At 69.4% G+C, this 25,767-nt stretch carries 23 protein-coding genes and 4 pseudogenes; 14 read left to right on the top strand and 13 right to left on the bottom strand.

Going from position 1 to position 25,767, the window contains the following annotated elements; all coding sequences use genetic code 11:
- The first annotated feature begins 297 nt into the window (after positions 1-297).
- Both KQY30_RS05885 and KQY30_RS05880 read left to right on the top strand, forming a co-directional pair.
- Positions 298-894, top strand: coding sequence for an FMN reductase (locus KQY30_RS05885; protein WP_217305891.1), 597 nt, complete (start codon positions 298-300; stop codon positions 892-894).
- A 486-nt stretch (positions 895-1,380) separates the two neighbouring features.
- Positions 1,381-2,121 carry a class I SAM-dependent methyltransferase gene (locus KQY30_RS05880; protein ID WP_217305890.1) on the top strand — a complete coding sequence of 247 codons (741 nt, stop codon included), beginning with the start codon at positions 1,381-1,383 and terminating at the stop codon, positions 2,119-2,121.
- Positions 2,122-2,182: 61 nt separating this feature from the next.
- Here the strand turns inward: KQY30_RS05880 and KQY30_RS36220 are convergent.
- Positions 2,183-2,531, bottom strand: a pseudogene (locus KQY30_RS36220) (IS256 family transposase); the annotation flags it as partial.
- Between the two features lie 346 nt (positions 2,532-2,877).
- Positions 2,878-3,888, bottom strand: a complete 1,011-nt coding sequence (locus KQY30_RS05870; RefSeq protein ID WP_217310767.1) for a hypothetical protein — start codon at positions 3,886-3,888, stop codon at positions 2,878-2,880.
- A 119-nt stretch (positions 3,889-4,007) separates the two neighbouring features.
- Between KQY30_RS05870 and KQY30_RS05865 the strand changes: the two genes are divergently transcribed.
- Complete coding sequence (locus tag KQY30_RS05865; protein WP_217305889.1) at positions 4,008-4,664, top strand: TetR/AcrR family transcriptional regulator; 657 nt, start codon at positions 4,008-4,010, stop codon at positions 4,662-4,664.
- Between the two features lie 383 nt (positions 4,665-5,047).
- Here KQY30_RS05865 and KQY30_RS05860 read toward each other — a convergent pair.
- Positions 5,048-5,701 (bottom strand): annotated as a pseudogene (locus tag KQY30_RS05860) (SDR family oxidoreductase).
- Between the two features lie 163 nt (positions 5,702-5,864).
- Complete coding sequence (locus KQY30_RS05855) at positions 5,865-6,626, bottom strand: SDR family NAD(P)-dependent oxidoreductase (protein WP_254406966.1); 762 nt, start codon at positions 6,624-6,626, stop codon at positions 5,865-5,867.
- A gap of 141 nt (positions 6,627-6,767) precedes the next feature.
- Here KQY30_RS05855 and KQY30_RS05850 point away from each other — a divergent pair, with 141 nt between their 5' ends.
- Entirely contained in the window at positions 6,768-7,346 is a 579-nt protein-coding gene (locus KQY30_RS05850) for a TetR/AcrR family transcriptional regulator (RefSeq protein ID WP_217305888.1), read from the top strand.
- Here the strand turns inward: KQY30_RS05850 and KQY30_RS36215 are convergent.
- The 4 genes from KQY30_RS36215 to KQY30_RS05835 all read right to left on the bottom strand — a co-directional run bounded on the left by KQY30_RS36215 (position 7,324) and on the right by KQY30_RS05835 (position 9,698).
- Positions 7,324-7,701 carry a hypothetical protein gene (locus KQY30_RS36215; protein WP_254406965.1) on the bottom strand — a complete coding sequence of 126 codons (378 nt, stop codon included), beginning with the start codon at positions 7,699-7,701 and terminating at the stop codon, positions 7,324-7,326. The two genes, KQY30_RS05850 and KQY30_RS36215, sit on opposite strands and share 23 nt — an antisense overlap.
- A 66-nt stretch (positions 7,702-7,767) precedes the next feature.
- Positions 7,768-8,085 (bottom strand): helix-turn-helix domain-containing protein, encoded by a 318-nt coding sequence (locus KQY30_RS36210; RefSeq protein ID WP_254407539.1) that lies wholly within the window; start codon positions 8,083-8,085, stop codon positions 7,768-7,770.
- 156 nt (positions 8,086-8,241) lie between these two features.
- The gene (locus tag KQY30_RS05840) at positions 8,242-8,616 is read right to left on the bottom strand and encodes a PPOX class F420-dependent oxidoreductase (RefSeq protein ID WP_217305887.1); all 375 of its coding nucleotides are present in this window, start codon (positions 8,614-8,616) and stop codon (positions 8,242-8,244) included.
- A 503-nt stretch (positions 8,617-9,119) separates the two neighbouring features.
- Positions 9,120-9,698, bottom strand: a complete 579-nt coding sequence (locus KQY30_RS05835; RefSeq protein ID WP_217305886.1) for a GNAT family N-acetyltransferase — start codon at positions 9,696-9,698, stop codon at positions 9,120-9,122.
- A gap of 102 nt (positions 9,699-9,800) precedes the next feature.
- Between KQY30_RS05835 and KQY30_RS36205 the strand changes: the two are divergent.
- From KQY30_RS36205 to KQY30_RS05795, 8 genes and pseudogenes are all read left to right on the top strand, one after another.
- Positions 9,801-9,896 (top strand): annotated as a pseudogene (locus tag KQY30_RS36205) (IS5/IS1182 family transposase); the annotation flags it as partial.
- 138 nt (positions 9,897-10,034) lie between these two features.
- Positions 10,035-10,330, top strand: a pseudogene (locus KQY30_RS05825) (hypothetical protein); the annotation flags it as partial.
- A 315-nt stretch (positions 10,331-10,645) separates the two neighbouring features.
- Positions 10,646-11,113: a GntR family transcriptional regulator gene (locus tag KQY30_RS05820; protein WP_217310764.1), complete on the top strand. Its 468-nt coding sequence runs from the start codon at positions 10,646-10,648 to the stop codon at positions 11,111-11,113.
- A 4-nt stretch (positions 11,114-11,117) separates the two neighbouring features.
- The gene (locus KQY30_RS05815; RefSeq protein ID WP_217310757.1) at positions 11,118-12,050 is read left to right on the top strand and encodes an ABC transporter ATP-binding protein; all 933 of its coding nucleotides are present in this window, start codon (positions 11,118-11,120) and stop codon (positions 12,048-12,050) included.
- Complete coding sequence (locus KQY30_RS05810; RefSeq protein ID WP_217305885.1) at positions 12,047-13,114, top strand: ABC transporter permease subunit; 1,068 nt, start codon at positions 12,047-12,049, stop codon at positions 13,112-13,114. Before KQY30_RS05815 ends, KQY30_RS05810 begins: the two co-directional genes overlap by 4 nt.
- Positions 13,115-13,247: 133 nt before the next feature.
- A complete protein-coding gene (locus tag KQY30_RS05805) occupies positions 13,248-13,601 on the top strand; it encodes a hypothetical protein (protein ID WP_217305884.1) in 354 nt (117 codons plus the stop codon).
- An 8-nt stretch (positions 13,602-13,609) separates the two neighbouring features.
- Positions 13,610-14,131, top strand: a complete 522-nt coding sequence (locus KQY30_RS05800; protein ID WP_217305883.1) for a hypothetical protein — start codon at positions 13,610-13,612, stop codon at positions 14,129-14,131.
- Between the two features lie 216 nt (positions 14,132-14,347).
- Positions 14,348-15,070, top strand: coding sequence for a DUF1963 domain-containing protein (locus KQY30_RS05795; RefSeq protein ID WP_254406964.1), 723 nt, complete (start codon positions 14,348-14,350; stop codon positions 15,068-15,070).
- 95 nt (positions 15,071-15,165) lie between these two features.
- On the opposite strand, the gene KQY30_RS05790 is transcribed toward KQY30_RS05795, so the two are convergent.
- The 3 genes from KQY30_RS05790 to KQY30_RS05780 form a co-directional block, all read right to left on the bottom strand.
- Entirely contained in the window at positions 15,166-16,050 is an 885-nt protein-coding gene (locus tag KQY30_RS05790; RefSeq protein ID WP_217310756.1) for an IS982 family transposase, read from the bottom strand.
- 102 nt (positions 16,051-16,152) lie between these two features.
- Complete coding sequence (locus KQY30_RS05785) at positions 16,153-16,356, bottom strand: hypothetical protein (protein WP_217305881.1); 204 nt, start codon at positions 16,354-16,356, stop codon at positions 16,153-16,155.
- A gap of 45 nt (positions 16,357-16,401) precedes the next feature.
- On the bottom strand, positions 16,402-17,136 hold the full coding sequence (locus KQY30_RS05780; protein ID WP_217310755.1) for a TetR/AcrR family transcriptional regulator: 735 nt from the start codon (positions 17,134-17,136) through the stop codon (positions 16,402-16,404).
- A 121-nt stretch (positions 17,137-17,257) separates the two neighbouring features.
- On the opposite strand from KQY30_RS05780, the gene KQY30_RS05775 reads away from it, so the two are divergent.
- Positions 17,258-18,388: an amidohydrolase family protein gene (locus tag KQY30_RS05775; RefSeq protein ID WP_217305880.1), complete on the top strand. Its 1,131-nt coding sequence runs from the start codon at positions 17,258-17,260 to the stop codon at positions 18,386-18,388.
- Between the two features lie 332 nt (positions 18,389-18,720).
- Here KQY30_RS05775 and KQY30_RS05770 read toward each other — a convergent pair whose 3' ends face one another.
- Together KQY30_RS05770 and KQY30_RS05765 are read right to left on the bottom strand one after the other, a co-directional pair.
- Positions 18,721-19,362: a response regulator transcription factor gene (locus KQY30_RS05770; RefSeq protein ID WP_217305879.1), complete on the bottom strand. Its 642-nt coding sequence runs from the start codon at positions 19,360-19,362 to the stop codon at positions 18,721-18,723.
- A gap of 297 nt (positions 19,363-19,659) precedes the next feature.
- The gene (locus tag KQY30_RS05765) at positions 19,660-22,581 is read right to left on the bottom strand and encodes an AAA family ATPase (RefSeq protein WP_217305878.1); all 2,922 of its coding nucleotides are present in this window, start codon (positions 22,579-22,581) and stop codon (positions 19,660-19,662) included.
- Between the two features lie 218 nt (positions 22,582-22,799).
- Here KQY30_RS05765 and KQY30_RS05760 point away from each other — a divergent pair, with 218 nt between their 5' ends.
- Positions 22,800-25,685 carry a LuxR family transcriptional regulator gene (locus KQY30_RS05760; RefSeq protein ID WP_217305877.1) on the top strand — a complete coding sequence of 962 codons (2,886 nt, stop codon included), beginning with the start codon at positions 22,800-22,802 and terminating at the stop codon, positions 25,683-25,685.
- The last annotated feature ends 82 nt before the right edge of the window (positions 25,686-25,767 follow it).

Raw genomic sequence — 25,767 nt, 5'->3', positions numbered from 1 at the left:
GCGCCTTGCGACCGCTCGGGGTCCACACAACTTCGTGTCGGACCATCGGGTCGCGTACGCACCGTCCCGCCTGATCTTCTACGCGTCGAGCAGGGCGTCCCGGACGGCGTTGCTGTCACGGCTCTCCTCCGTCCATCCGGCCAGTCGCCGCGCCTATGTTTCCTGGCTGAGCGTGGCGGAGGCCCTGAGGGCAGGATGGTTCGTCTGCCCACCATGGTTGTTGAGATCCACGTGCCTTTGTTGCCGACGCTGGACCTGCCGGACGGCGCCTATCCAGTCGCAGGAGGTGACCGGCGTATGAAACTCGTCGTCGTCGCGGCGGGACTGAGTGTCCCGTCCTCCACGCGGCTGCTCGCCGACCGGCTGGCCGCCGCCGTGGAGCGGCGCACCCCAGTAGATCTGCGGGTCGTCGAACTGCGTAACCTTGCCATGGAGATCGCGCACAACTTCACCAGTGGCTTCCCTGGGCGTGCGCTCGGCGAGGCTCTGGACGCGGTGGCGGAAGCCGACGGGCTGATTGCCATCACGCCGGTGTTCTCGGCGTCGTACAGCGGACTGTTCAAGTCGTTCTTCGACGTACTCGCGAAGGACGCGTCGGCCGGAAAACCAGTCCTGATCGCCGCGACCGGCGGCAGCGCCCGCCACTCGCTTGTTCTGGATCACGCCCTGCGTCCGCTCTTCTCCTACCTGCGGGCCGTGGTCGTCCCGACCGGTGTGTACGCGGCCTCCGAGGACTGGGGTGCCGAAGGGCTGCAGGAGCGCATTGAGCGGGCGGCCGGAGAGCTGGTCTCGCTGATCGCGGGGACGCCCACGGCCCCTGAGCCGACCAAGAAGGATGACCCCGAGATAGTGCCCTTCGCCCAGCAACTCGCCGCCCTGCGATCCACCAAGTGAGAGAACGGTAAGAGCGCGGAGTCGGGCTGTCCGCGAGCAGACACACGCCACCAATGGAGGCCGCTCGGCCGCTACGGTAGAGCCAGCTCCAATTCGGCGCTGAGCGGCGTGATCCGTGCGGTACCGGTCCAAGTCCCCCCTCGGACACGATCTTACGTACACGGAAGAATCGGGTTGTGACTCAACGGTCGCGGCCCGATTTTTTGCGTCGTAGGTCAGCGTGAGGCCGAAGGCCTGGTAGATGGGGGCTTTGCGGTCGGGCTCGGCGGCGATGAGTTCGAGGGCGGCGCGAACTCCGACTCGTCTCCTTCGCCCTGCAGACCGCCGACACCGATCCGAACGCCCAGGAGCAGGCGCAACACCGGATCGCATGCGTCCGCGGGCGTCGGGGGCCTCGACCGTGGGGGGATGGGCGGCCGCTGCCTGACCTCGAACGCGTGCCCATCAGCAACGGTAGGTGGTGGGTGACGAGGCATACTGTCCGACGTGGCGACGTATGACCGCATCGGCGCGACCTACAATCACACGCGACGACCCGACCGCCGGATCGGTGTCGAGATCCACGAGGCGCTCGGCGATGCTGGCACTGTCATCAACGTCGGGGCCGGTGCCGGCTCCTACGAACCACCGCAAACGGTACTGGCGGTTGAACCCAGTGCAGTGATGATCGCCCAACGTCCGGCCGGATCTGCGCGGGCCCTGCAGGCATCTGCGGAGTCGATCCCCATCGCCGACAACTCGGCCGACGCGGCGATGGCGCTGCTGACCGTGCACCACTGGACGAACCTGGAAGCCGGAATCGGGGAACTCCTTCGGGTCGCGCGGCAGCGCGTCGTCATCTTCACGTGGGACCAGGCCATCTTCCGCAGGTTCTGGCTGCTGGACGAGTACCTGCCGGAGGTAGCCGCGTTCGACGACACACGGGCGGTCCTGATCGACCGGCTGGTTGCGCAACTGGGAGGTGCCCGCGTCGAGAAGGTCCTGATCCCGCACGACTGCACCGACGGATTCGGTGCTGCATTCTGGCGCCGACCTGAGGCATACCTCGATCCGGAAGTGCGAGCAGGCATCTCGATGCTTGCCCAAACCGGCGAGGAGGTCCTCCTCCCGGGCCTGACCCGGCTGTCCAGCGACCTGACTTCCGGCCTGTGGCACGAACGGCATGCTGACCTGCTCGACCGCGAGACTTTGGACGTCGGCTACCGACTTCTCGTAGCGGACCTTTAGGAACAGGCGGACAACTGACTGCCCACTCCGGCAGATTCATGCCTTCGGTGGTGGGACTTGGTTACGCCGCGAGGGTCTCGGGTCGTCCGACGAGTTGGCCGCGTTCGAAGCGGGCCCCGGCGTGGACGAGAGCGACGAGATGGGGTGCGTTCACGGCCCGCCACCGGGCCTGGGCGGACTCGATGAGCTTGAAGACCATGGCCAGTGCGGCGGCCCGGGAGCCGGCGCCATTGGTGACCTTGGTCCGCAGTCGCACGGTGGCGAAGGTCGACGAAATCGCGGACGGCCCTGACCGCGTGCTCCTCGTCCTCCGCGTTGCAGATCTCCTGGATCGCATGCTTGGCCGCGGGCTGGGCGGACTTCGGGAGGGCGTCGAGCGCATTTGCGGTTTTGTGGACCCAGCCCCGCTGGTGGCAGGGGCAGGATGGTACTTCGCCGTTGGCGCCGAGGTGCCGGGTCAGGAACGCGCGCACCACGTCTCTTGCGGTGTCCTCCTCCCCGCGGGCGCGTTCGAGCAGGTGGTGCAGGCGATACGGCCTGTCCGGGCCGATTGCCTCCGCGATTGGCCAGCAGTTGCCCGCAACGCCGGGCATCAGTAAACCGCGCAGGTGCAACACGCCGTTGGCCCGCAGGTTGCGGCGGCGGTAGACCGGCGCGAGGTCTGCGGCGGGTTCGGCGAATACCGTGTCCATCTGTTCGGGATCCGTACTGTGGCGCAGTGCGGATCCCGAGCCGTGGGCATCGTGTGCGGGCCGGTCACTTCCGATACTGCTGGGCCACTGCCGTGAAGGCGGCCTTGGGTTCCCATTCCATGTCGGGGTAGGTCTGTCCTTGGCGTCCTTCGAGGAGTTTGACGATGCCCAGGCTGGCTCGGTCCAGGTCGTCCCTGGGGTCGCTGTCCGGGCGGTGCGGGTAGCCGGGCAAGGCGAACAGGAACACGAACGCGCTGTCCACGCCCTCGGTCTCGAAGATCTCCAGGAGTTCGCTGAGATATGCGGCCTGGCCGGTCTCGTCACGCTCGTATATGCCGTTGAGCCGTACAGGGGCTTTGGTCTGCGGGTCGTGCTCGACCACTTCCAGCACCCGTCCGCCTCGGTCTCCCGCGCCGCGGTAGGCCGCGGTGCCGAACCCGGTGATGGCGAGCGGCTTCGGGCCTTGGGCCAGGGTGCGCACCGCGTCCCGGAACCGGTCGGCGACCTCGGCGGAGCGGATCAGCTCGAACGTCACCATGTCGAAGGGAGTCCAGTCGACCTGTTCGAACTGGATGGATGCGTAGGTGAGCCTGCCCTGGAAGCACTGGCGGACCGTGGCCGCGGCGTCGCGGAGGAATGCGTTGATGCGCACGCCGAGCTCGCGCATCGCGTCGGTCCGCCGCTGGGGTTGGCTCATCATCTGCTCGACCCGTTCCTCGGGGCTCTCTCCGGGCAGGAAACCGCGGTTCATCACGCTCAGTTCGACCCCTGCGACGAATACGACTGTGGCTCCCTGCTGCCGGAGCCGTTCCGCTCGCTCGGCGCAGTCGCGGAAGAGCGTGAGGATCTGCTCCGGATCCAGTTCCAGGGGATACGGCGAGAACCAGACCTCCAGGCCGAGCTCGGCGGCGGCACCGGCGGCCAGCTCCAGCCGGTCCGGGTCGCCGCCGATGATCTGGACCGCGTTGCAGTGCAGGTCGTCGCGGATGATGGCGAGCTCGCGCCGGACCACCGCGGGGTCGAAGTGCTCGCGGGATGTCTGGCCGTGTACGACGAATCCGGTGTCGTAGGTCATTCCTCTTGCCCGCATGGTGATGTCCTCTCTCTGTCGGTCTCGGTCGGGCCGAGACTGACAGAGAAAAGTGCGTGCACGCAAGTTTGCGTGCGCGCAGCCGTGTGTGGAACGCTGGCCTCGTGACGACACCACCACCAGGGCTGCGGGAGCGGAAGAAGCAGGCCACACGCGAGGCGCTGCGCGAGGCGGCCCTGCGCCTGGCCGTGGAGCGCGGACCGGACCAGGTGCGGGTCGAGGACATTGCCGAGGCTGCCGGGGTCTCGCCGCGCACCTACAACAACTACTTCGCCAGCCGCGAGCAGGCGATCGTCTCCGCTGTCACCGCGGACCGGGAGGCGCGGATCGCGGCGGCGGTCACGGCCCGGACCACGGGAGCGCGCCTGGCTGACGCCGTCACCGACGCAGTGGTCGAGCAGTACACGAACACCGGTGAGCACGAACAGCGGGCGCTGCTGCTGATCACCACCCGGACCGCACTGCGCGACGCATTCCTCGACACCACCGCCGACATCGAGCCCCCGCTCACGGTGGTGATCGCCGAACGCCTAGGTGACACCGGAGCGCACACGGCCCGCGTTCTCGCGGCAAGCGTGGCCGCGGCGGTTCGCATCGCACTGGAAGCCTGGCTCCAGCCAACCGGGAACACAGAGGCCGCCGCGAGCTTCGGCTCCGGAGGACTCGTCGTACCCTCCGGCTCACTGCCCGACCAACTCCGCGCGGCACTCTCCCCACTCGCGCCCGCATTCGACGCCGCCGAGCGGCACACCCAGCCGTGAAGCCGACCCAACTGGGGCATCTACTGGAAAAACGTTAGATCCGTAACATGCCGGTACATTCGGCCCTCATCATCCTCGTCAGCCGATACACCGTAGATGACGCCTTGTCAGTTGATGGGGCTCAGCGGTCGGGGGCTCAGAGGAGCACAGCGGCATGCTCTTCTCCATGCAGGGCCGCAGGACGGTTGCCAGTTGGCGACCGTCCCCAATGGTTTGTGAAGCATGACGTCGCCAGACCGTGCCCACTGATCGGCGCTGGCCTCTAGGTGGGGCAGATCGCCGCGCAGTCGGCGGGCGAGAGATCGATACCGCCAACGTCTGGTGATCGAGGTACCTGATACAGCCAGATCAGTCGGGGCTCCTGCGCGGCAGACCCGCCGCTGTCAGGTCTGAGCGGTGGCGCGAATGACGAGTTCGTTGACGTCGACGTCGGCCGGCTGCTCGATCGCGAAGCTGATGGCGCGCGCGATGGCCTCCGGCTCCATGGAGAACTTGTCCCTGGCCTCGACAAGCCGGGCTCGGCTTCCTTGCGCAGGCCCTCGGAGATGGCGCGCACGGCGTACTTCGTGCCGGAGTAGACCGCCTGGTTGGGGACGGTACGTATGCCGCGGTGGACACGGTGTTGACGAACTGTCCGAAGCCCTGCTCACGGAAAACAGGCAGTGCTGCGGCGATGCCGTACAGGACGCCCTTCCGGTTGACGTCGATCATCAGCTCCCATTTGGCGACCCGCAGGTCGTCCAGGGGAGAAATGGGTCCTACCCCGGCGTTGCTGACCAGGACGTCGAGCTTGCCGTACTGCTCGCGTGCCAGTGTGACGAGGTCGGCGAGGTCCTGCTGTCGGGTCACGTCGGTTCGTACGAAGGCCACTTCGCCGCCGGCATCCGTGATGCGGGCCCCAGGGCCTCAAGGGCGCTCGTGTTGAGGTCGCCGAGGACGACCTTCGCGCCGCGCTCGGCCAGCAGCAGCGCGGTGGCCGCGCCGATTCCGCCACCTGCGCCAGTGATGGCTACGACCTTGTTCTCGATCTCCTGCATGGTGATGCCCTTTCGATTCATGTCGTCGGCCCCGCCCCGCCGGCGGGTAGAGAGGTGATGTACCTGCCGACGGGAGCGGATTCCGAATGCGTCACCGCTCGTGGCGGTGTGTCTATCGGGTCTGCGGGGCTGGGTGTGGCGCCGCTCAACCTGGCGGGGGCTCTCAGACCTGGGCCATGCCGCCGTCGACAAAGAGCTCGACGCCGGTGATGAAGCTGGAGGCGTCGCTGGAGAGGAAGACCGCGGCAGTGCCCATCTCGCTGGGGGCCGCGATCCGGCCGGTCGGGTTGCCTTCGCCCATCTTCCTGACCGCGGCGGGGACGGCGTCGGTGCCCTGCGCCAGCGCCAGTGCCCGGCGCAGGGACTCGGTGTCGACCGCGCCCGGGCTCAGGACGTTGATGCGGATGCCGGAGCCCTTGACGTCCTGGATCCATCCGCGCACACAGTTGCGCACGGCTGCCTTTGCGCCGCCGTACAGGCTCATGCCGGCCGGGGGCTGGATGGAGGCGGTGGAGCCGATGACGACGATCGTGCCACCGGGCTTGAGCAGCGGCAGCGCCGGCTGCACGGTGAACAGGACACCCTTGACGTTGACGTTGAAGGTCCGGTCGAACTCATCCTCAGTAATCTTCTGAAGGGGAGCGTGGGCGCCGATGCCGGCGTTGGCCACCACCGCGTCCAGGTGTCCGTGCCGGGCGATGACCTCTCGGTACACCGCATCCATCTCCGCGAGCTTGGTGACATCGGCCACAATGCCCGAGCAGTTCGGACCGATCGTGGCGACCGCATCATCCAGCGGGCCCTGCTGCAGGTCGGTGATGACCACGCGAGCGCCCTGGTCCGCGAACTCCTGGGCAATTCCGAGGCCGACGCCGGACGCCCCGCCGGTGACCACGGCGACCTTACCTTCGAGCTGGAGGCTCATCGTTTCTCCTTTAAGTGGGTTGTCCGCACCATGCGGACGACGGCGGGCTGTGCTCTACACTCAGAAGTGGAGGCGCCGCCACTTCCAGGACTGTAGCCGGAGGCGTCGCCACTTAGCAATCGGAGACCAAGGAGCCCCACTGTGACCTCAGACATCGGGCGGCCGCTGCGGGCCGATGCGCGGCGCAACAGGGAGAAGATCCTCTCGGCGGCCGTGCGCGTCTTCGCCGAAGAAGGGCTGAACGCACACCTGGAGCGCATCGCCAAGGAAGCCGGCGTGGGCTCCGGCACCCTCTACCGGAACTTCCCCACCCGGGAGCTGCTGATCGAGGCTGCCTACCGCAACGAACTGAGCCGACTGTGCGCCGCCGCCCCCGACCTGCTGAAAGCCATGCCGCCACGCGAGGCGCTCCGCGCCTGGATGGGGCGCTTCATCGACTACGCCACCGCCAAACTCGGGATGGCCGACGCCCTTCGTGCTGTCGTCGACTCCGGCGTCAACCCCTACGCCCAGAGCCACGAGCTGATGATGACCGCTCTCACCTCGCTCCTGGACGCTGCAACTGCTGCCGGGACCATCCGATCGGACATCAAGGCGACCGACATGTTCGCCGCCCTTACCGGCGTTGCCCTTGCCTCAGGGAAGCCCGACCAGCGTGAGCAGGCTGAACGCCTCCTCGACCTGACCCTCGACGGACTCAGGTACGGCGCAGCGGGCTGATGCTGATGCCGGAAGTCGGCACGCCCCGCTGGCCGCCCGTCTCGTCGACTGCTACGGCCGCTCGCGATGGCCGCCGCCTACGCCAGGCCCCGCCGCGGCCGTAGGTGTGGTTGACACGCATCGCGCGGGCCTGGCCGGGGGCGAGGGTGGGGTGGCAGCGGCAGCGGGCCTGGATGGAGGGTTTCTCATCGGCGCTGATGACGTACTCGTCTTCGTCGAGCGTAATGCCGTCGAAGGTGCGGGCGTACGGGTCCAGCACGCGCTCGGCCTTGGTGCGGAACTGTGGGTCGGAGATGAGGATCCACGAACAGTGCTGCCAGGGTTCAAATGCTTCCTGGCGCAGCCAGCGGCGCACGGTGGAGGCGGAGACGGGGCCGGGGATTCCTCGTGTGGTCAGTTCGGCGGCCAGTTCCGGACACGATCAGCGTGCGAGCCGAACGCCGGCCTCGGGCGGGAGCCGACAGACCAGTGCCTTGGCCTCGGCGACCTGTATCGGAGTGAATCGGGCCGGGCGCCCGGAGCGTTTGCAGTCAGCCAGAGCCGGTATGCCGCCGTGGGCGAATCGTCCGCGCCAGGTACGCACCGTGTCCATGTGCGGGTGAGTCTCAGCGGCGATCCTGGCGTTGCCCCGGCCGCGTGCTGCGAGGAGGACGACCGTGGTGCGCTGCCTGGCCTGGTGTGGGGTCTTGTGGCCGTAGGCCGTCTTCTTCAGCCGGCGGCGTTCGGCAGCGGTCAGCACCACCGTCACGGCAGCGCATATGGGCACAGTGAACCGACGGCGCTCGTTCGTACAGACGTTGAGCGGCGGGGGACGGAGTCGAGGGAGGTACGGGCGGGCGCCCCGGTTGCACGCGGCGCCGGCGGACTCGTTCAACTGCCATGCTGCGTACGCAGTTCACAGGGTGATGGCGATGGCGATGTTCGGCTTCTTGGGCAGGTGTAGAACCTTGACGAACCAGTTGCCGATCCGGGACGTGATGTACCGCTTGCCGAGCAGGTCCTGCGCGGCCATGGTGCTGTCCTGGTCGAGCAGCCGGGCGGTGCCGGGAAGGGACGCTGCGCCCGTGGAGGTCCGCCCCCGCAGATCGCAGACGGTCACGGTCACGGCGCTGTTGTTGCGGATCCGCTTGACCTTCCAGGAGCCGGCGGGCGTCAGGACGAGGATCTCGCCCTGAGGACCCGCCACATGCCAGACGGGCGTCGGGACCGGGGATCCGTCCTTGCGGTAGGTGGTGAGGCTGATGTACTTGCTGCGTCGGATCTCGTCCATGGCTGGCACGCTCGGTAGCCTCGGTCTTTCGTGATGGTCCGACCCTCTGGCCCCGGGGGCACGTCGGACGATTTCCATGTCAATGCCGAGGATAACGGCGTGTTCTACGGCGCCTCCCGTGGTGTGGACACTTTGACCAATGGACCTTGTAGATCCGAGGAAGGGTGTCCTGGGGGACGTAAGTCTCGGTATTCCGGGTGGAGTTCAGGAGTGATGCCGTCGCGCTGTACCGCACGGCGGATAGGAAGCGCACCTACGCGGCGGCGGAGGCCGGGGCCCGGCGAGACGCTGCGCGGTGGGGTGCGCCGACCTGTCGCGCCGCCAGCGCCGCCTGTTCGGACGCCACGCAGGTCGCGACATCCAGGGCCTGTTGCGAAAGTGCTGGATGAGGGCCCCGAGGCCACGCCCCGGGACGCGCTGGGTCCGGCCCGCCCGCCGTCCGGGGCCATGTTGCCCGGCCCCTGGGCTCTGGCGGCTCTCGTTTGCGGGCGTGTCTGTGCGCGTCACGCGGGATCGCTCTGTGCGGGGAAGTAGGGGAGAGCGAAGGGCAGGCCGAGGTCGGCGGGCAGGAGAGCGCCGACCCAGGTGTCCCTCAGGCTGTTCCTGTTGGTCTGCGCCGCGCGCAGGGTGCCTTCCCTGACGAAGCCGACCTTCTCCGCCACGGCCCAGGAGGCCCTGTTCCCCGCCTCCGCTCTCCACTCCAGGCGCTGGACTCCTCGTTCGGTGAAGGACCACGTGGCCAGGGCGAGTACCGCCTCCGTCGCATAGCCTCGGCCTCGGTGCTCTGCCACGGTCCAGTACCCGATTCCCCATGTGTCAGCGTGGCGGTGCACATTGACGGATGCCACCAGTACTCCGCTTTCCCGGTCCTCCACCGCGAAGTGGTACATCGTTTCATCGTTCCAGCCATGCGGCACCAGTTCGCGTAAGTAGAAGGCAGCGTGCTGACGTTCGTATGGCTGGGGGAAGTCCGTCCACCGCTGAATGTCGGCATCCTGGCAAGCGGCGAAGACCGCGTCCTCGTCGCCGGGATCATGCGGGCGTAGAAGCAGACGCTGTGTCGTCAGCGAGACAGGTTCCATGGGCAGTGATTCTGACGCTCCCTCACACGCTCGGCCATCGATTTGTGATGTACATCGAGCCCACTGCATAAGTGGATATCAACTGCGAAATGGTCACGGACCGTGGTACGCGGAGATCTGACGGACGAGCAGTGGGCCCGGCTGGAGCCGCTCCTGCCCAGACGGAAGAAGCCTGGGCGACCGCCGATATGGACGCGGCGGCGGCTGGTCAACGGGATGCGGTGGCGGACCCGGGCCGGGACGCCGTGGCGCGATGTCCTGAACGGTACGGTCCGTGGGACCGGGTCTACGACCTGTTCAGGCGGTAGCAGCAGAACGGCACCGGGAAGTGCCCGGCCGCGACGCGCGGTGCCGCACCGGGAGAACGCGGGCGGTGTCGATGACCTGTCGGTGGATTGGCAGGCGTTGATGGCCGCTGCCTGGAGGCGGGAGCCGATGGGCTGGGTGCCGGGCGGGCGGCGGTGGTGCTGGGCTGGGACAGCGCGTCCGTCTCCCGCGTCGAGGGCGTGAGAGCCCGGCTGGAAAGGCTGGTGGAAGGGGGCCGGCTGGTGGAGGAGAAGCCGGGCAGGTTCATGCTGTCCGCGTCGGAGCAGGACGCTGTCGGCACTGGGCGGCCAGGCGGCGGCTCGTGAGCATGGTCATCGACCATCGGATGACGGCTTCGCTGGTGTCGGTGCGCCGTGCTGCCCTCGCTGGCGGTGGAGTCCTCCCACGGGTTCTCGTTCTGCCCGCTTCCGCTTCCGCATGCGCCGAGCCCGGACATGAGAGCCATCGTCAGACCGGCCGCCATCAGGCGTCTCTTGCTGGACATGCCTTGTTCCCTGCCCGCTGATATCCCAAAGAAAGACGGTCGGCGTACCTCCCACCCGCTTCTCCTCGTCCCCGGTCGGATTGACAACCGCCCTCGCACTCCTCCACCATCATTCCACTAATCAAGTAGTGGAATGATGGTGGTGGTGATCGTGGAGTACCGCATCGACAGGCGGAGCGGGGTCCCCGCCTTCCAGCAGATCGTGCAGCAGACCAAGCAGGCCCTCCGGCTGGGCGTACTCGTGCCGGGGGACCGGCTGCCCACCGCCAAGGAGGTCGCCGAGACCAGCACGGTCAACCCGAACACCACCCTCAAGGCGTACCGCGAGCTGGAGCGCGAGGGCCTGGTCGAACCGCGACCGGGCCAGGGCACCTTCGTACGCCGCACGCTGGGCCGCCCCGAGACGGGCACCGACTCGCCGCTGTACGCGGAGCTGGTGGCGTGGATGTCGAAGGCGGCCGGGGCCGGTCTGGAGCAGGAGGACGTGGCCGCGCTGGTCACGTCGGCGATGGAGAAGCAGTACGCCGCCGGGAACGTGGCGGCAACGGGGTCCACGACAACGGGGTCCACGGGGGCCACGACAACCAGGAGCACAGGTGAGTGAAGGTATGTACGCGGGGGAACCGGCGATCGAGGCGTACGGGCTGGGGATGCGCTACCGGCGGGGCTGGGCGTTGCGGGACTGCTCCTTCCGGCTCCCGGCGGGACGGATCTGCGGCCTGGTGGGACCCAACGGGGCGGGCAAGACCACGCTGCTGAGCATCGCGGCCCATGTCCTGCAGCCGACGAACGGCTCGGTCAGCCTGTTCGGTGAGGCTCCGGGCTCGGTGGAGTCCGGCCGGCGCACAGCGTTCCTCGCCCAGGAGAAGCCCCTGTTCCGCCGCTTCACCGTGGCGGAGACCCTGCGTCTGGGCCGGGAGCTGAACCCCGGCTGGGACCAGCGCGCCGCCGAGGACATCATCCGCGCGGGCAACGTGCCCTTCGACGCGAAGATCAGCACCCTCTCCGGAGGCCAGCGCACCCGCGTCGCCATCGCCCTCACCTTCGGAAAGCGCCCCGACCTGCTGATGCTCGACGAGCCGATGTCGGACCTCGACCCGGTCGTGCGCCACGAGATCATGGGCACCCTCCTCGCCGAGGCCGCCGAGTGCGGAACCACCGTGCTGATGTCCACCCACGTCCTCGCCGAACTGGAGAACGTATGCGACTACCTCATCGTCGTCTCCGGCGGCGGAGTGCGCCTCGCCGGTGACGTGGACGAGCTGATGTCCGTGCACACCCTGGTCACGGGCGCCAAGGAGGGCGACGGCATGCCTCCCGCCCTCGGGCACCACACCCTCGTCGAGTCCCGGACCAGCGGGCGGCAGTTCACCGCGCTCATCCGCCCCGAGGGCCCGGTCACCGGCCCCTGGGACATAAACGCCCCGAACATGGAGGAACTCCTGCTCGCCTATCTCCGCTCACCCGCCGCACCACCGCTGATCACCCCCACCGCCCAGGTCCACGGCCAGGGGTTCGGCACCGGGGCGGTGGCGGCATGAGCACCTTCACCCGCAGCTCGACCAGCACCTCGACCAGCACCTCGACCGGCTCCACGAGCGACAGCAAGAACGGGACCTTGAACGCGACCACCACGGAGTCCGGCCGGCGCCCCCGACTCAGCGGTATGACCTGGCTGGTCTGGCGCCAGCACCGGGCCGCGTTCTGGACGATCCTCGCCGCCACCGCGCTCTCCGTGGCCTGGATCGTCTACCAGCGCGGCCGGCTGGTCGACTTCCTCGACGGCTACGGCTATCCCGGCAAGAGCCTCGACGAGGCGGGCGGCCAGTTCCAGCAGTACAGCGACGCGTTCTCCTTCGTCTCCATGGGTCTCCAGGCGATACCCGTCCTGCTCGGTGTCTTCCTCGGCGCCCCGCTCATCGCGGGCGACCTGGAGAACGGCACCGCCAAGCTGGTCGCCGCCCAGACCACGAGCCGGACCCGCTGGCTCGCCACGAAGCTGACGCTGACCGGACTGGTGGTCGTGGTGAGCACGGGCGTGTTGTCGGCCGTGTTCGGCTGGTGGTGGAACCCCGTCAAGTCCGAGGCGCCGGCCATGGAGTGGACCTCGGGCGAAGCGTTCAACACGACGGGCCCGGTGCCTGTCGCCCTCACCCTCCTCTCCGTCTTCGGCGGGGTGGCGCTGGGTGTGGTGCTGCGGCGCACGCTGACGGCCATGGTGGTCACCTTCGGTTTCACCGTCGTCCTCCAGCTCGTCTGGGGCTACTTCCTGCTGTCGCTCGGCAACGTCGTCACCGTCACGACGAACAAGGGTGTGACGGGCGAGAGCGGGCCCCCGTCGCTCCCCCGCGGCGCCTACGAAATCGACCAGTCGTATGTCACCGGCAGCGGGGATCTGGTGGGCTGGGGCACCTGTTCGGAGTCGCTGACCGACGCGGCACGACAGGTGTGCCTGGCCGAGGAGGATGTCGTGGGCTGGTCGACGCAGTACCTCCCGCTGTCGCAGATGAACGCCATGCAGTGGTTCGGGGCGTCGATTCTGTTCGCCCTGACCGCCGGTGTCGTGGCGTTCCTCTTCTTCTGGGGTCGTAAGCGGCTCGTCTGAGTCCGTGCACCCCGCGCCCCTTTGCGAAGGGGCGCCTCTTTCCCCCTCTGTTTCTTTGTCCCGTCCGCTGTTTCTTTGTCCCGTCCGCCGGGCTGCTCCGCCATGCCCGAAGGTCCGGAGAGAAAGGCATGCCTTGAATCACCGTAAGAGGCGAGCGAGCGAGGCTTCCGCTCTCGCCGTGCTCGTCGCCGCCGCCGTTGCCTCGGCCCTGCTCGGTGCCCCGGAATCCGGGGCCGCACAGTTCGGCAGCGGTACGGCAGGTACGGCCCGCGCCCTCGGCAAGGCCAGGACAGTCACCCTCGTCACCGGTGACCGGGTCACGCTGGACGCCACCGGACAGGTCACCGGTGTGCGGCCCGGCAAGGGTCGGGAAGGCACCGCCTTCCGAATAGCGCGGAGCGCCGACGGCACCTACGTCGTCCCGCGTGACGCCGAGCGGCTCCTCGCGAACGGCACCGCCGACCGGCGGCTGTTCGACGTGACGTAGCTGGTCAAGTGGGTTTCGACGACGCGGCCCGCCCCGACCTCCCGCTGATCGTGACATACGCCAAGGGCCGCACCCTCGCGCCGAGCGCGCTGTCCGCCGCCGGAGCCCGGGTCGGCCGGGACCTGCCCAGCGTCAACGGGGACGCGCTGAAGGCCCGTAAGTCCGAGGGCGCCGACCTGTGGGAGACGCTCACCGGCAGCGGGGGGACGGCGCGGGAGAGGTCGGTCGCCGCCGACCGGGTCGAGAAGATCTGGCTCGACGGGAAGGTCGAGGCGGCCCTCGACCGGAGCACCGCGCAGATCGGCGCCCCCGGGGCCCGGGCGGCGGGGTACGACGGCACGGGCGTCAAGGTCGCCGTGCTGGACAGAGACCGCTCCGTACGTCGGTCCACCAGCACCTCACTGGGGTGCGGAAACAGGTCACCGGCAAGCTCATCACCGCACCACGGTCGCAGAGTCGCCACGTCCCCGAGACCGGACCCCGTTGATGGTCCTCACGGAGTGTGTGCTGATCCCACCACTGCTCGATAGAGCTACCTCACTGAGCAGTGCTGAAGGAAGCCCCGACCAGCATCAAGCCAAGAGATCGAAGACTAGGGTTCCTTCATGACACCAGAGATGCGAGACAGGCTAAGTCCCTTCCGTAACAAGGCGATTGCCCAGGGCATCCCCTCCGACGACGTGGAGCGTTGGTTGGACACCGCTCGCCCCTGCGCGACACTGACGCAGGATGGGGACGGTCCGGTCGTGGGCCGGTTCGGCGGTCCCCTGATGCTTCCCGCCGACACCCCGATTCCTGTATTTCCCTTCGTCGCCTCCATCGACCTCGCGGCCCTGCCCGATGACGCGACGGATCTCCCCCTGCCCCCGGACGGCCACCTGCTGCTGTTCGCCTTTCCCGAGGACGACGAGGAGGGCTTCACCGACATGGGCAAGGTGGTGTACGTCCCGGCCGGTGCGGCCGTGGAGGAGCGGGACAACAGTTCCGACCCTTGGTTCGAGGACGAGGAATACCAGGAGGTGGTCGAGGCGTTCCCGCGCGGTCAAGTGCGGGCGACGATCGATGTGTCCCTGCCCCACCACCACGCGGTCGAGCTTCCCGGGCCCCCCTACAGCGAGCCGCTCCCCGGCCATCCCCGTTCCAGGGAACTGGCCGAGGTATGGCAGCACACCCGCGATGACATGGCCACCCGGGGGTATCTCCAGATCGGCGGATACGCTTCGGAGGAGGTTAACCATCTCGACCCGGTCGCACATGTCGTGGTGTGTGCGGTGAGGGCGGCGGAAGCAGGCCACTGGGGCGGGGGCGGAGCGGTGTCAGGCGCCGTCGAGGACTGGGTACTGCTGGCCGACTGGAGCCCCTGCATCACGGGCCGGGAGGGTGCCGTCGTCCACTGGGCAATCCAACGGGAGGATCTGGCCGCACAACGCTTCGACCGTACGTACACCACCGTCTTCTGGAACCCCTGACAGCGGCTCCTCCGACACCGGCCACGGCGCTTCTCGGGCGCACGCCCACCCTGCCCGATGACGAACCTGCGGCTAGATGAATGAGTCCGATGTTCTCAGTGGTCATAGGCGATCAGGGATCGTTTGGTCTTGGCGCCGGTGGTCCAGTTGTGCCAGATGGCTGTGGCGAGGGCGAGGAGTCGTTGCCCGGTGCGGGCGAAGACTCCGGCTGGGGTCCTGCCGCCGTGCTGTTCCAGGCTGAGCTGGCCTTTGAGGGTGTCGAAGACGGCTTCGATCCACTGGCGGGCCCGGGCGAGGCGGCCGTGCCGGGTGGGCTCGTCCTTCCGGTCGGGCCGTACCAGATGGACGCCGAGGCGTTCGGTGAGGAACGTCTCGAACTCCCGCCCGGCGAAGCCCTTGTCCGCGAGGATCACCTGACCGCTGCGGACGAGGTGGTGGTCGCGTTCCAGCAGCGCGGTCATCACCTGCCGTTCCCCGGGTTTCGGGTTGGCCAGGCACCAGGACACCGGCATGCCTTCGGCGGTGGTCAGCAGGTAGAGCCGGAATCCCCAGAAGAAGCGGGAATGGGAGCGGCAGTAGCCGTATCCGGCGTGCGCGGCCAGTTCGGAGCGTCTGACGGTCTCGCGGGAGGCCGCGCAGGGCAGTGGTGTGGAGTCGATCAGCCGCAGGTCGTCGTGCCAGGTGGGCACCTGCCTGGCCAGGGCCTCGATGACCTGGCTGATGAGCGGGCCGGCGGCGTTGAGCCGTTTGTTGTAGGCCGACTGCTGGGGCAGGTAGCGGAAGAGGTGTCCCAGACGGGCATGGGCGAAGCGGATCCAGTGCCGGGCCGAGGGAAAACCCAGCAGGACCTGGGCGACCGCCAGGCACAGCAGTTCGGCGTCCGTCAGTTTCGGAGGTCGCCCGATCCGGCGACAAGGGGCCACATGGTCGTCGATGAACACGTACAGTGCCGCCAGAAGGGCGTCCAGGCTGGTCTTCACACCCAAGCCAACGGGCGCCCTTCGCCATGGTCGCGGCCAGCACAAACATCGGACTCATTCATCTAGCCGGTTGGCTCTGACTCGATCAGTCCAGGTCGCCACTCACCAGGGCCACCGCGAGCGCACGTGGGAGGTGGCTTCCACGCAACGCTCCGCCGCAGTACTCGGATCGGATGCGTCGACGGCATCGTGCAGCCTCACCAGCCCGGTCAGCACGGTGGGATCGACCGCCGCGTCGAGGATCTTGTACAAGGAGAGTTCGCCGTCGGCTGCAAGCTCGCGCACCAGGACGACCGCCTGCGACAAGCCCGTTGGCGATCATTAGGTGGGTGACGCGCTGACCTGAAACGATCAGTTACTCGTCCAGGGCCTGTCCGCGACGAGGCGGTCGAGCCATTCGCCGAGTAGATATTGCTCCGCACTGCTCAGCGCTGTCTGTTCGGGCAGGAGGGCGCGCAGGGTTCGGGCGGCGCCGGCGGGGCCTGCGTCTTGCACAACGGGTTTCTCGTGTGTGACGGCGGTAACCATGGATTCGCGCATGGCGGTGAGCAGGGCTGGGTCGCGCTGATCCTCCGGCAGCGACAGCCAGGTGAGCACGGCGCCGCGCGCAGTTGCATGAATGAGAGCGGCCGCGAGCTTCTCGTCGACGCGGAGCCAGCCGCCGGCGGCGAGGCGACGGATGCGTCCCAGCAGGATCCGCATGCCCGCCTGGAAGGCGGCCGACGTCGTGCCGCGTTTGGGCTCGCCGTACATCAGCGCGTACAGCTCGGGGTTGGCGAGCCCGAACTCGACGGCGAGGTCCCAGCCCGCACGCAGGTCCTCCACAGGGTCCTGAGGATGGGTATCCACGCGCTTGGCCGCGAGGAACGTGGCGTAGCCGTGCTCGGCCACCGCCTCAAGGAGCCCGTCCTTGTCGCCGAACAAACGGTAGATCGCAGGAGGCTGGGCTCCAGCGGCCGCCGCGACCGCGCGGGTGGTCACCGCGTCGCGCCCCTCGCGTGCGAGCAGGTCCGCCGCGGCCTCGAGAACCCGCTGCCGGGTGACCTCACGGGCGTCGGCTGCGACCTCCGACTCCGAGACGGACATGGCGTCGACCTTCGAACCATCAGGCATGAACCAATGATATCACCAACCTGGTTCCATCGATGCTATCAATGTTATCGTCGACGGAGTATCACGGGAAACGCCGAGTCAAGGGGAGTGCGCCATGCCTGAGAAACTGCACATCGTAGGGATCGAGGAACACGTCGTTCTGCCAGTCCTGCTCGATGCATGGACGAGGGCGGGGGTGCCGCGGATACCGCAGCTCGGCTACGGCGACGAGCCGTTCGCTCAGCGATTGCGAGACGTCGGCGATCGGCGCCTGGCCGACATGGACGATCAGGGCGTGGACGTCGCGGTGCTGTCCCTGGCCACACCTGGGGTGCAGAACCTCGCGGTGGCGGACGCAGTGAGCGTCGCGCGTGAGGCGAACGACGCGCTCGCCGAGGTCGTCCACGCCCACCCGCAGCGTTTTCAGGCGTTCGCGGCCATCCCCACGCCGTCCCCCGAAGCCGCCGCGGCGGAACTGGAGCGCGCGGTCACGCGGCTCGGCTTCCGCGGCGCGATGCTGTACGGGCGCACCGGCGACAAGCCGGCTGACGCGCCGGAGTTCGACGACCTTTACGCGGCCGCCGAGCGACTCCGGGTTCCACTGCACTTCCACCCGCAGACCCCGGTGCAGGCGGTCCAGGACGCCTACTACGCGGGGCTGCCGAACGGAGTGGACCGTGCGCTCGTGACCGCCGGGCTGGGCTGGTACTACGACCTGGGCGTGCAGTACCTGCGGATGATCTTCTCCGGCGTGTTCGACCGCCACCCCGACCTGCAAGTGATCGCGGGACACTGGGGCGAAGTCGTCCTGTTCTACCTGGACCACATCGGGATCCTGCGGGACATGGCGAAGCTGGAGCGCCCCCTGGCCGACTACTTCCGCCAGAACTTCTGGGTGGCGGGAAGCGGCACGGTCAGCGAGCGCTACCTGAGGTGGACGGCGGAGGTCGTCGGCACCGAACGCATGCTGTACTCGACCGACTACCCGTACACGTTCGGAACGCGGCCCGGGGGCTTCCCCCTCCTGGACACCAGTGGCGGGGTCGCCCGGTCGTTCCTCGAACAGGCGCCGTTCACCCAGGAGGAGAAGGCCGCCATTGGGTCCGGCAACTGGGAGCGGCTGACCGGCCATGTCGCAGCCACCACGGACGTCGGCAGCCGAACCGCGGATGACCAAACAGACAGAAGCCAGCCGGTCGACCTGACGGCCCGCCGGAATGGTTCCGACGGGCCGTGCTCTGCGTAGCGGGTCTTAGGGCACGTATCGGGTTGTGATCAACAGGTCGATTCGCCCTTGTGGTGGGGCCTGGACCGGTAGATGTTCTTCTGTGACGCGAGTGCAACTGACGGACGCCGAATGGGAGTTCATCGGGCCTTACCTGCCGATCGGCGAGTACGGCCCCGCCTTGCCACGTCGTCGGACGCGCTCACCGATCCAGCCCGGTCCGCACAGCGGGCCCTGACCGCACCATGGCCGACCGGGCGCGGGTCGGACGGGTACGCCGCGAAGTCGCCGAGCTGCAAGTGGCGCGGGGCAGGGGCGCGCGCTTCGGGGCGTGGCCGGTACAGGGCAGACGGTCAGATGAGGCCCGCGCGTATGGCATAGGAGACCGCGTGGGCGCGGTTGCGCAGCCGCAAGCGCTTCATCAGTCCGTAGAGGATGTACTTGACGGTGCGTTCGGAGTAGGAGAGCTTCGTCGCGATCTCGTAGAGCTCTTCGCCCTCGGCGACCAGGCGCAGCACGTCCACCTCACGACGGCTGACTCCGGATGCCGTCAGGCCCCGTGGAGCGAGGACCTCCCGCTGGGTCCACCGGACTTGTTCCATCAGGGTTCCCTGGAGAGTGGGCGGGAGGCTCCCGCCGCCGTCCGCGATGGTGAGCAGTGTCTGGATGAAGGTCGCCGGGCTGAAGGAGTCGCGCCACAGTACGGCGCGGACTCCGCGGTCGACCGCGGCCGAGACATCGGCCTGCCATTCCTTTCCCACCACCATGGCGAAGCGTGCGTCGGGCTTGTCGCACAGGGTGCCCAGCAGGTCCAGGGAGGAGGCGTCGGCCATGTCCACGGCGACCACGATGACGTCGGCCTCCTGGGCCTTGCCCGGTGGGACCTCGCAGGTGCGACGGTCGCTCCGCAGGTAGCTGACCAGCCCGGCGCGGACGACGATGTCGGGTGAGTGAAGCGCCACGCGCACGGTGTCCGCGAGTACCTGTTGAGGCATGTGCCCTCTCCGTCCGGGGCTCAAGTGGTCATGAGCTTCGGGAGGCCGATGCTGTCATGTGTGATCGCGCTGATCCGCTCCCGTGGACCCTCGTCCGCTAAGCACAGGGAAATCTGTCACCAGCGGCCCCGGGCCGGGTGCTGAGCATGTGGGTACGGGGCTTCTGCGGCCCGTCCCGTCGTCCGCCTCGGCAGGGGCGTGGGCGGTGTCGTACAGGCAGAGCCGAAGATGCGGCCGGGGCCCGGCACATGCGGCCCGACCTGCGGCTCCGCGGGGCCGCCACCCGTCATTCACCTGTCATCCCTGGTCATTCGCGGTCAGCGGCCCGCCGGCGAGCACGGCTGTCACGACCTCGGTGCGGGATCGGATACCGGTACGCGCGAACAACCGGGACAGGCGGTTCGCGACCGCGTCCTCACTGAGTCGCAGTACGTTGGCGATCCGGCGGTTGGTAAGGCCCTCGGCGAGCAGGGTGGCCAGCAGGTGCTCGTTCTCTGCCGTGGCCTGCTTGCGACCGGGTACGACCAGCCCGGTCTCACGCATCGCCGCCCTGGCGTGGAAGCGCCACAGTGTGGCACCGGTCTCGCCGAACAGTTCATACGCCTCGTGCAGCAGTGTCGCCGAGCCCGCGTTCGCACGTGCGGCGGCCGTGAGCGTCACCGCCGTTTCAAACATCTGGCCGCGTTCGCGGGCCAGTTCGACCGCTTCGAGCAGATGTTCGCGGGCGTCCGCGGGACCCGGCCGCAGGACTCGGACGTAGGTCAGCAGGTACAGCAGCCGTGTCCGTCCGCTGTCCATCCCCTTGGCCAGCCGCTCAAGAGGCTCCAGGCAGGCCACCGCCCGACTGGTGTGTCCCGCTTCCATGTGTACCTCGGCGAGGGAGGCCCACAGCTCATCGGTGCCGTAGACGGATCCGCGGGCATCCGCCGCGCTCAGCCCGCGCCTCAGTATCTCCTCGGCTCGGCCGAGGTCGCCGACGGTCCGGCACACCTCGGCGTCGATGTGATCCAGGACGTGTTCGAGAGGCCCGTCCGCCTGCCCGCGCGCGCTGCTGATCAGGCGGCCGGCGCTGGTGATGCGACCCCTCGCGAGGAGGACGGCCGCCGTTCGCGCGGGGACCAGATGGTGTCCGGGGACCACGTTCAGCACCCCGCCGTCGACCAGGAGCCGACGGGCCAGCGCGAGCGCCTCGTCCCACCTGCCCTCAAGGTGCTTCAAGAGGAACTGGCTGCAGGCGGGAAGCAGTTCCGGTGCCTGCCCTCGGGCGGCGAGCAGGGCCGTCGCCCGCCGCAGGTCGCCGGTGCCGAGCAGCATGTCCAGTTGGGCGATGACGATCGCGAACATCTTGCTGCGCGACAGGTCCGGCAGGTCCGGTGTGGTCAGCGCGCGCGTGAACCGATGAGGTCGGCCCAGTACGAACTCCCCGACCTCGCTGAACAGTTCCAACACCGCGCGGTTGCCAGGAGCCGCGTGCCATACCGGCTCGGTCTGCGAGAGCAAGGTCAGCGCCTCCTGCCACTTCTCCAACTGCCACAGTGCCTGGACACGGCCGGCCAGGGCGGCCACGGCGGGCAGCGGCAGTCCGTCCCACCAGGACGCGGTGCCCATCCGGGACAGGGCTGACCAGTCCTTCTCGGCGGCGGCCGATGCCACCAGCAGGGTGGCCGCTTCGTAGAGGAACACCGGGTCCAGGCCTTCGGCCGGGTTGGACATGATCGACTCGGCCGCTTCCCGGGCTGTCGGGTAGTCACCGCAGCCGTGGGCGGCCTGACCGCACCGCAGCACCGTCAGGTCGCGGGCCAACGGATCCTCGATGAGGCGTACGGCCGCCAGGTACCACCGCAGCGCCCCCCGGCGGTCGAGGTCGGGATACAGCGCTCTCGCGGCCGCTGTCAGTTCCGCCACCGCCCGTTCTGGGTCGACCAGGATTCCGGCTTCGGCGATCCGGTCCGGCAGATAGGTCTCCGCGTCCGCCTCGCCGAGGATGGCGGCCGCCGGTGTGCCGTACGGCGTCCCGGTGTCCGGCGTACCCCCGCCGGCCCACAGCGCTCCCACCGCGGCGGCGGACAGACGGCCGCGCTCCAGCGGCCCCAGCCGCTCCCGGACTGCGTCTGCCATCAGCGGTACGCGGAACGTCCAGCCTCGCGGCGAGGTGGCGTCCTGCCCGGACAGTTCGTCCAGGATGCCCTCGTCCACCAGACGGCGGATGCTGTCTCCGACAGCGGCGGCGGACAGCCCGGTCGATGCCGCGAGCAGCGCCGCGGCCGCCCGGCCGAGCGGCCACAGGACGCTCAGCGCCGCGGCGCTAGTCCAGCAGGGCTCGCCCAGCGACCGCAGGGCCAGGACGTATCTGTCGCTGTCCGGCAGCACCGGCACCGGTGTGCCGGCGCCCAGAAAGGCGTGCCCGTCGGCCACGCGTATCGCGTCCCGTCCCGACCATTCGACGAGCAGGGCGTCGACCGCTCCGGGGATCCCACGGGTCAGTCGGTGGACCCGTCCTGCCAGGCCGGCGTCGGGCACCGCCCGCAACCGCCGTGCCACCAGGGCCGTGACGTCCTCAGGGCCGAGGCGTGGCAGGACGATCGTGTGGGCCGCCCGGTCACGGGCCCACCGTTCCACGGCGGGGGCGGGCCGGGAGGGACGGTACGTACCGTCAGCCCCGGTGTGCCGGATCGCCGTGATCAGCAGCCGGACGCCAGGCGGAACCCGCTCGAAGTCGACACCGCCGAGCAGGGCGAGGGATTCGGCGTCGGCGTGCTGAGCGTCGTCGACGACCACGACCGCGGGCGTCGGCTGTGCGAGAGCGGCGGCGAGCGCTTCAGCCATCGCCGCGCTGTCGCCTTCCTTCACCGCGGACAGCGCAGCCGCCGTCGGCCGGTGTGTCGGCCGACGCCTCGCCCCGACGAGCCGGTGCTCCTCCAGAGCCTTGACCAGCCGCAGTGCCAGGAGCAGAGGGCGCTCCACGTCATCGGGAACACAGGCCACTGGCAGCACTGCGACGCCTTCGGCACGCAGCCGCCCGGCGGCGGCGTGCGTGAACGCGCTGCGTCCGACGCCTCGTTCCCCCAGGACGAGCACCAGACGCGGCCCAGCCGGATCGTGCAGCCTGTCGTCGATCTCGTCCGACTCGCTCTCGCGGCCGAACAGACACTCACCCGTGCCGTGGAAACGGGCGGACGTGCCGCCGAAGACCAACCCGGTGTCTCTCGGAGCAGTCACTGACTCCACCGTATCCTTGATCGACGCATGTACCCGGCGGGCGCCCGCTTCCGGCCAACCCGGTCGACGGGCTCGGCGGACGGGCCCGGTCCAGGGTCCTCGATCACGACCGACGTGGCCCAAAGGATGGTGGCTTGTTCGGGAAGTTCACGCAAACCCGCCGTCCCGTCGAGGCCTTGTCGTCCGACGTGGAGAATGCAGGCAAACGAGGAGTCATCGTGCGGCAGTACCGTTCACCTCTTGTCGGTCGGCACGGCGAAGTCGCCGCGGTGGCCGAGGTGTTGCGTTCCACCGGTGCCGCGGCGCGAACCCTGCTGCTCACCGGCGGGGCCGGAACCGGTAAGACCGCCGTGCTGGACGAGGCACGCCGGGCGGCGGCCGAGGAGGGAGCCAAAGTCCTGCGGCTCGGCTGGGAAGACGCGCCGGGCCCGGACGGTACGGCCGCCCTCGCGGATGCCGTCTGCGGAGTCCTCGCCAAGATCCATGACAGTCGTCCCCCGGTACGTATCGCCGTGGTGCGCCGGGCACAGTCCCAGGCCGTCGGCCGTGGCGGCGAGTTGGCTCTGCTCTCCGCCCTGGGCGAGGTGCTGGCGGACGCGGCTCAGTACGCCCCGTTCGCCCTGATCGTCGACGACATCCATCGGATACCGGATCGGACGGCCTCCGCCCTGGGGCTGCTGCTGCGCGTGTTCCGTCCGGCGGGTGTACCGGTGGCGATGGCCGGCCGGCCGACGGACCCGGGACGGGTCGGTGACGCGCAGCTTCCCATGGCGGCGGACCGTGTGGTCGAACTGCCGCCGCTGTCGCCGGCCGAGGTCGGCGAGCTGATCGTGCGGCAACTGGGCGGCCCCGTCGAGCCCGGTCTGGTGACGGCGGTGCTGCGTTCGCTGGGGCCGCTGGCGGGCAGCCCGGCGGCCGTGCTGTCGGTGCTCGCCCCGCTGGAGGAGCGCGGCGCTCTGCTCGAACTCGACGGCCGGACACGCCTGACCGTGCCCGACAGCCGGCTGCGCCTCACCGCGGACGCCACGGAGCTGGGCAGGCTCGGCTGGCCCGACGGGGCGCCCGATGCCGACACGATCGAGATGGCCGCCACGCTCGCCCGTCTGGTCGGGCGGGCCGAACTGTGGCTGGACGACCTGCACCGTGTCAGGTCACTGGGCGGGCTGCCCGAAGCTGTCGGCCGCGCACTGGACGGCCTGGTCAGGGACGGGGTGGTGACCGTCGACCGGGACGGCGGGACAGCGTTCGCCGTTCCGGCACTCGCGGCGGCGCTGATGACGCTGCACGCCCGTCCGGACGTACGGTCGCTGCACGCCATGATCACCAGTTCGGCGATCGATCGGCTGGGCGCCGCCGCCGCGGGCGCCGCCCACCCCCGGCTGGCCGACCATGTGGCGGCGGCGGGCCCGGCGCTCGACGCCACGCTCGCGGCGCCGCTGCTGCTGGCCGCGGCCCGTACGAACACGAAGCTCGACAGCTCCCGCCGGGTGCGCGCCTACCACTCGGCGTTGCGGCACCTGCCGCCGCACGACACCGCAACCATCGGTGTGCTGCGCGAGTCCGCGGCCCTGAGCCTGCGGCACGCCGACCACATCGGCGTACTCGCGCTCGGCGAGCCGCTACTGGCCTGCCTCGACGGGCCGCACGGCGGAGACCGGGGCGGTCTGGAATGGGTCACCCGGGCATGGACTTTCTCCGCGCTGCACGAGCACCGGTCCCCGGGCACTGACAACTCCCCGGGCACGCGCGACGTCACCGCCCGGTACGCCGCGGCGCTCGGACGGCTGCCCGCCGCCGCCGCGCTGGCGGGACTCGGCGGACTGTACGGGATCGGCCCGGTCACACCGACGGCACTCCGGCCGGGGCCACCGGTCGACCGCGTCCCGGATGCCGGCCAGGAGTCCGGCTCCGGGCCGGTTCCGTCGCCCGCGGAAGTGGCGCTGCTGGCGGCCGCCGTGGGCGGCGGCGCCGAGTTCGATCGTGTCCGGCAGGGTCCGCTGCGCGATGCCCCGGACGAGGCGGCCCTGGACCGGTTGCGGAACGCCGCCGCGTACGGGGACCTGGCGGGCGCTCTTGAGGCCGTGCTCGGTGAGCGGTACGCCGGGACGGGGCAGAGTACCGCCGTCCAGTACCACGCCATGGTGCGCGACTACCTGGCAGGGCACTGGGAGAACGCGCTGTCGGGCGCCCGTCGGATCGAGACGCGTGGCCGGACCGACGGCGCGGCCCGCGCCGGACAGCTCGCTCGTGCGCTGGCAGCCGAAATCCAGCTCGTGCGCGGGGAGTTCGGACGCGCCAGGGAGTGGCTGGACCTCATCCCGGACTCCATCAGCCATCCGCTGGTGTCCCGGGCGCGACTGGGCGTCCGGTACTGGTCGGGGCAGGGGGACGGGGCTTTGGAAGAGGCCTGGCACGACGTGCGGCGGGCGCGTGAGGACGGACTGCTCGCTGGCGTCGACAGGTTGTTGCTGCGGATCCTGTCGATCACGCGTGAGGGAGACAGACCAGAGGCGACGCGCCGGGCCATGGAGGAAATGGAGACACTGCACGAGGAGTTGGCCTCGCCCATGACGCGCGAGGCGGTGCTCCTCGGACGCGGCATGGTGCACGGCGACGCGGCCGACGCGCTGGCCGCCTACCGGTTGGTGCGGCAGCGAGTCGATGTGCCTCTGCTGGTGGACTGCTGCGGGTGTTTGGTGGAAGTCGGCGAGGACCCCCAACGATGGCTGGCCGAGGCAACGCGGAACGGGCACGAGCTGGGCATGGGGCGGCCCATCCGCAGTCGGCTCGGCGCGTCGGCGCGTCAGCGGAACGTTTCGCTGCCCAGACGCCGTACGACCCGGGAAGCACCGGGCGAGCGCGACGCGCGGCTGATCGACATGGTGAGCGACGGGTCCACCAACCGGCAGATCGCGGCCCGGCTGGCGTGCAGCGAGAAGACGGTGGAGCAGCGGCTCACCCGGCTGTTCCGGCGGACCGGGTGCCGTTCCCGGGCGGAGCTGGCCGCGGCCTGGCTGGACGGCAGCCTGGCCCAGCAGGGGCTGGTGCCCGGTGCCGGGTCACGCCGGCACGGCGGGAACGGGACGGCGCCCCCGGCCGGCTGAGAGTCGCGGACGGCGCGGGCGGTCGACCGGCGGGCGGGGTACGCCGTCCCGCGGACGCTGGACCGATCGGGCTCGGCCGGTC

Origin of the sequence: Streptomyces sp. GMY02 (assembly GCF_019056675.1) — a bacterium.
Taxonomy (GTDB): Bacteria; Actinomycetota; Actinomycetes; order Streptomycetales; family Streptomycetaceae; genus Streptomyces; species Streptomyces odonnellii.
This window is presented reverse-complemented; position numbering and strand designations above follow the sequence as displayed.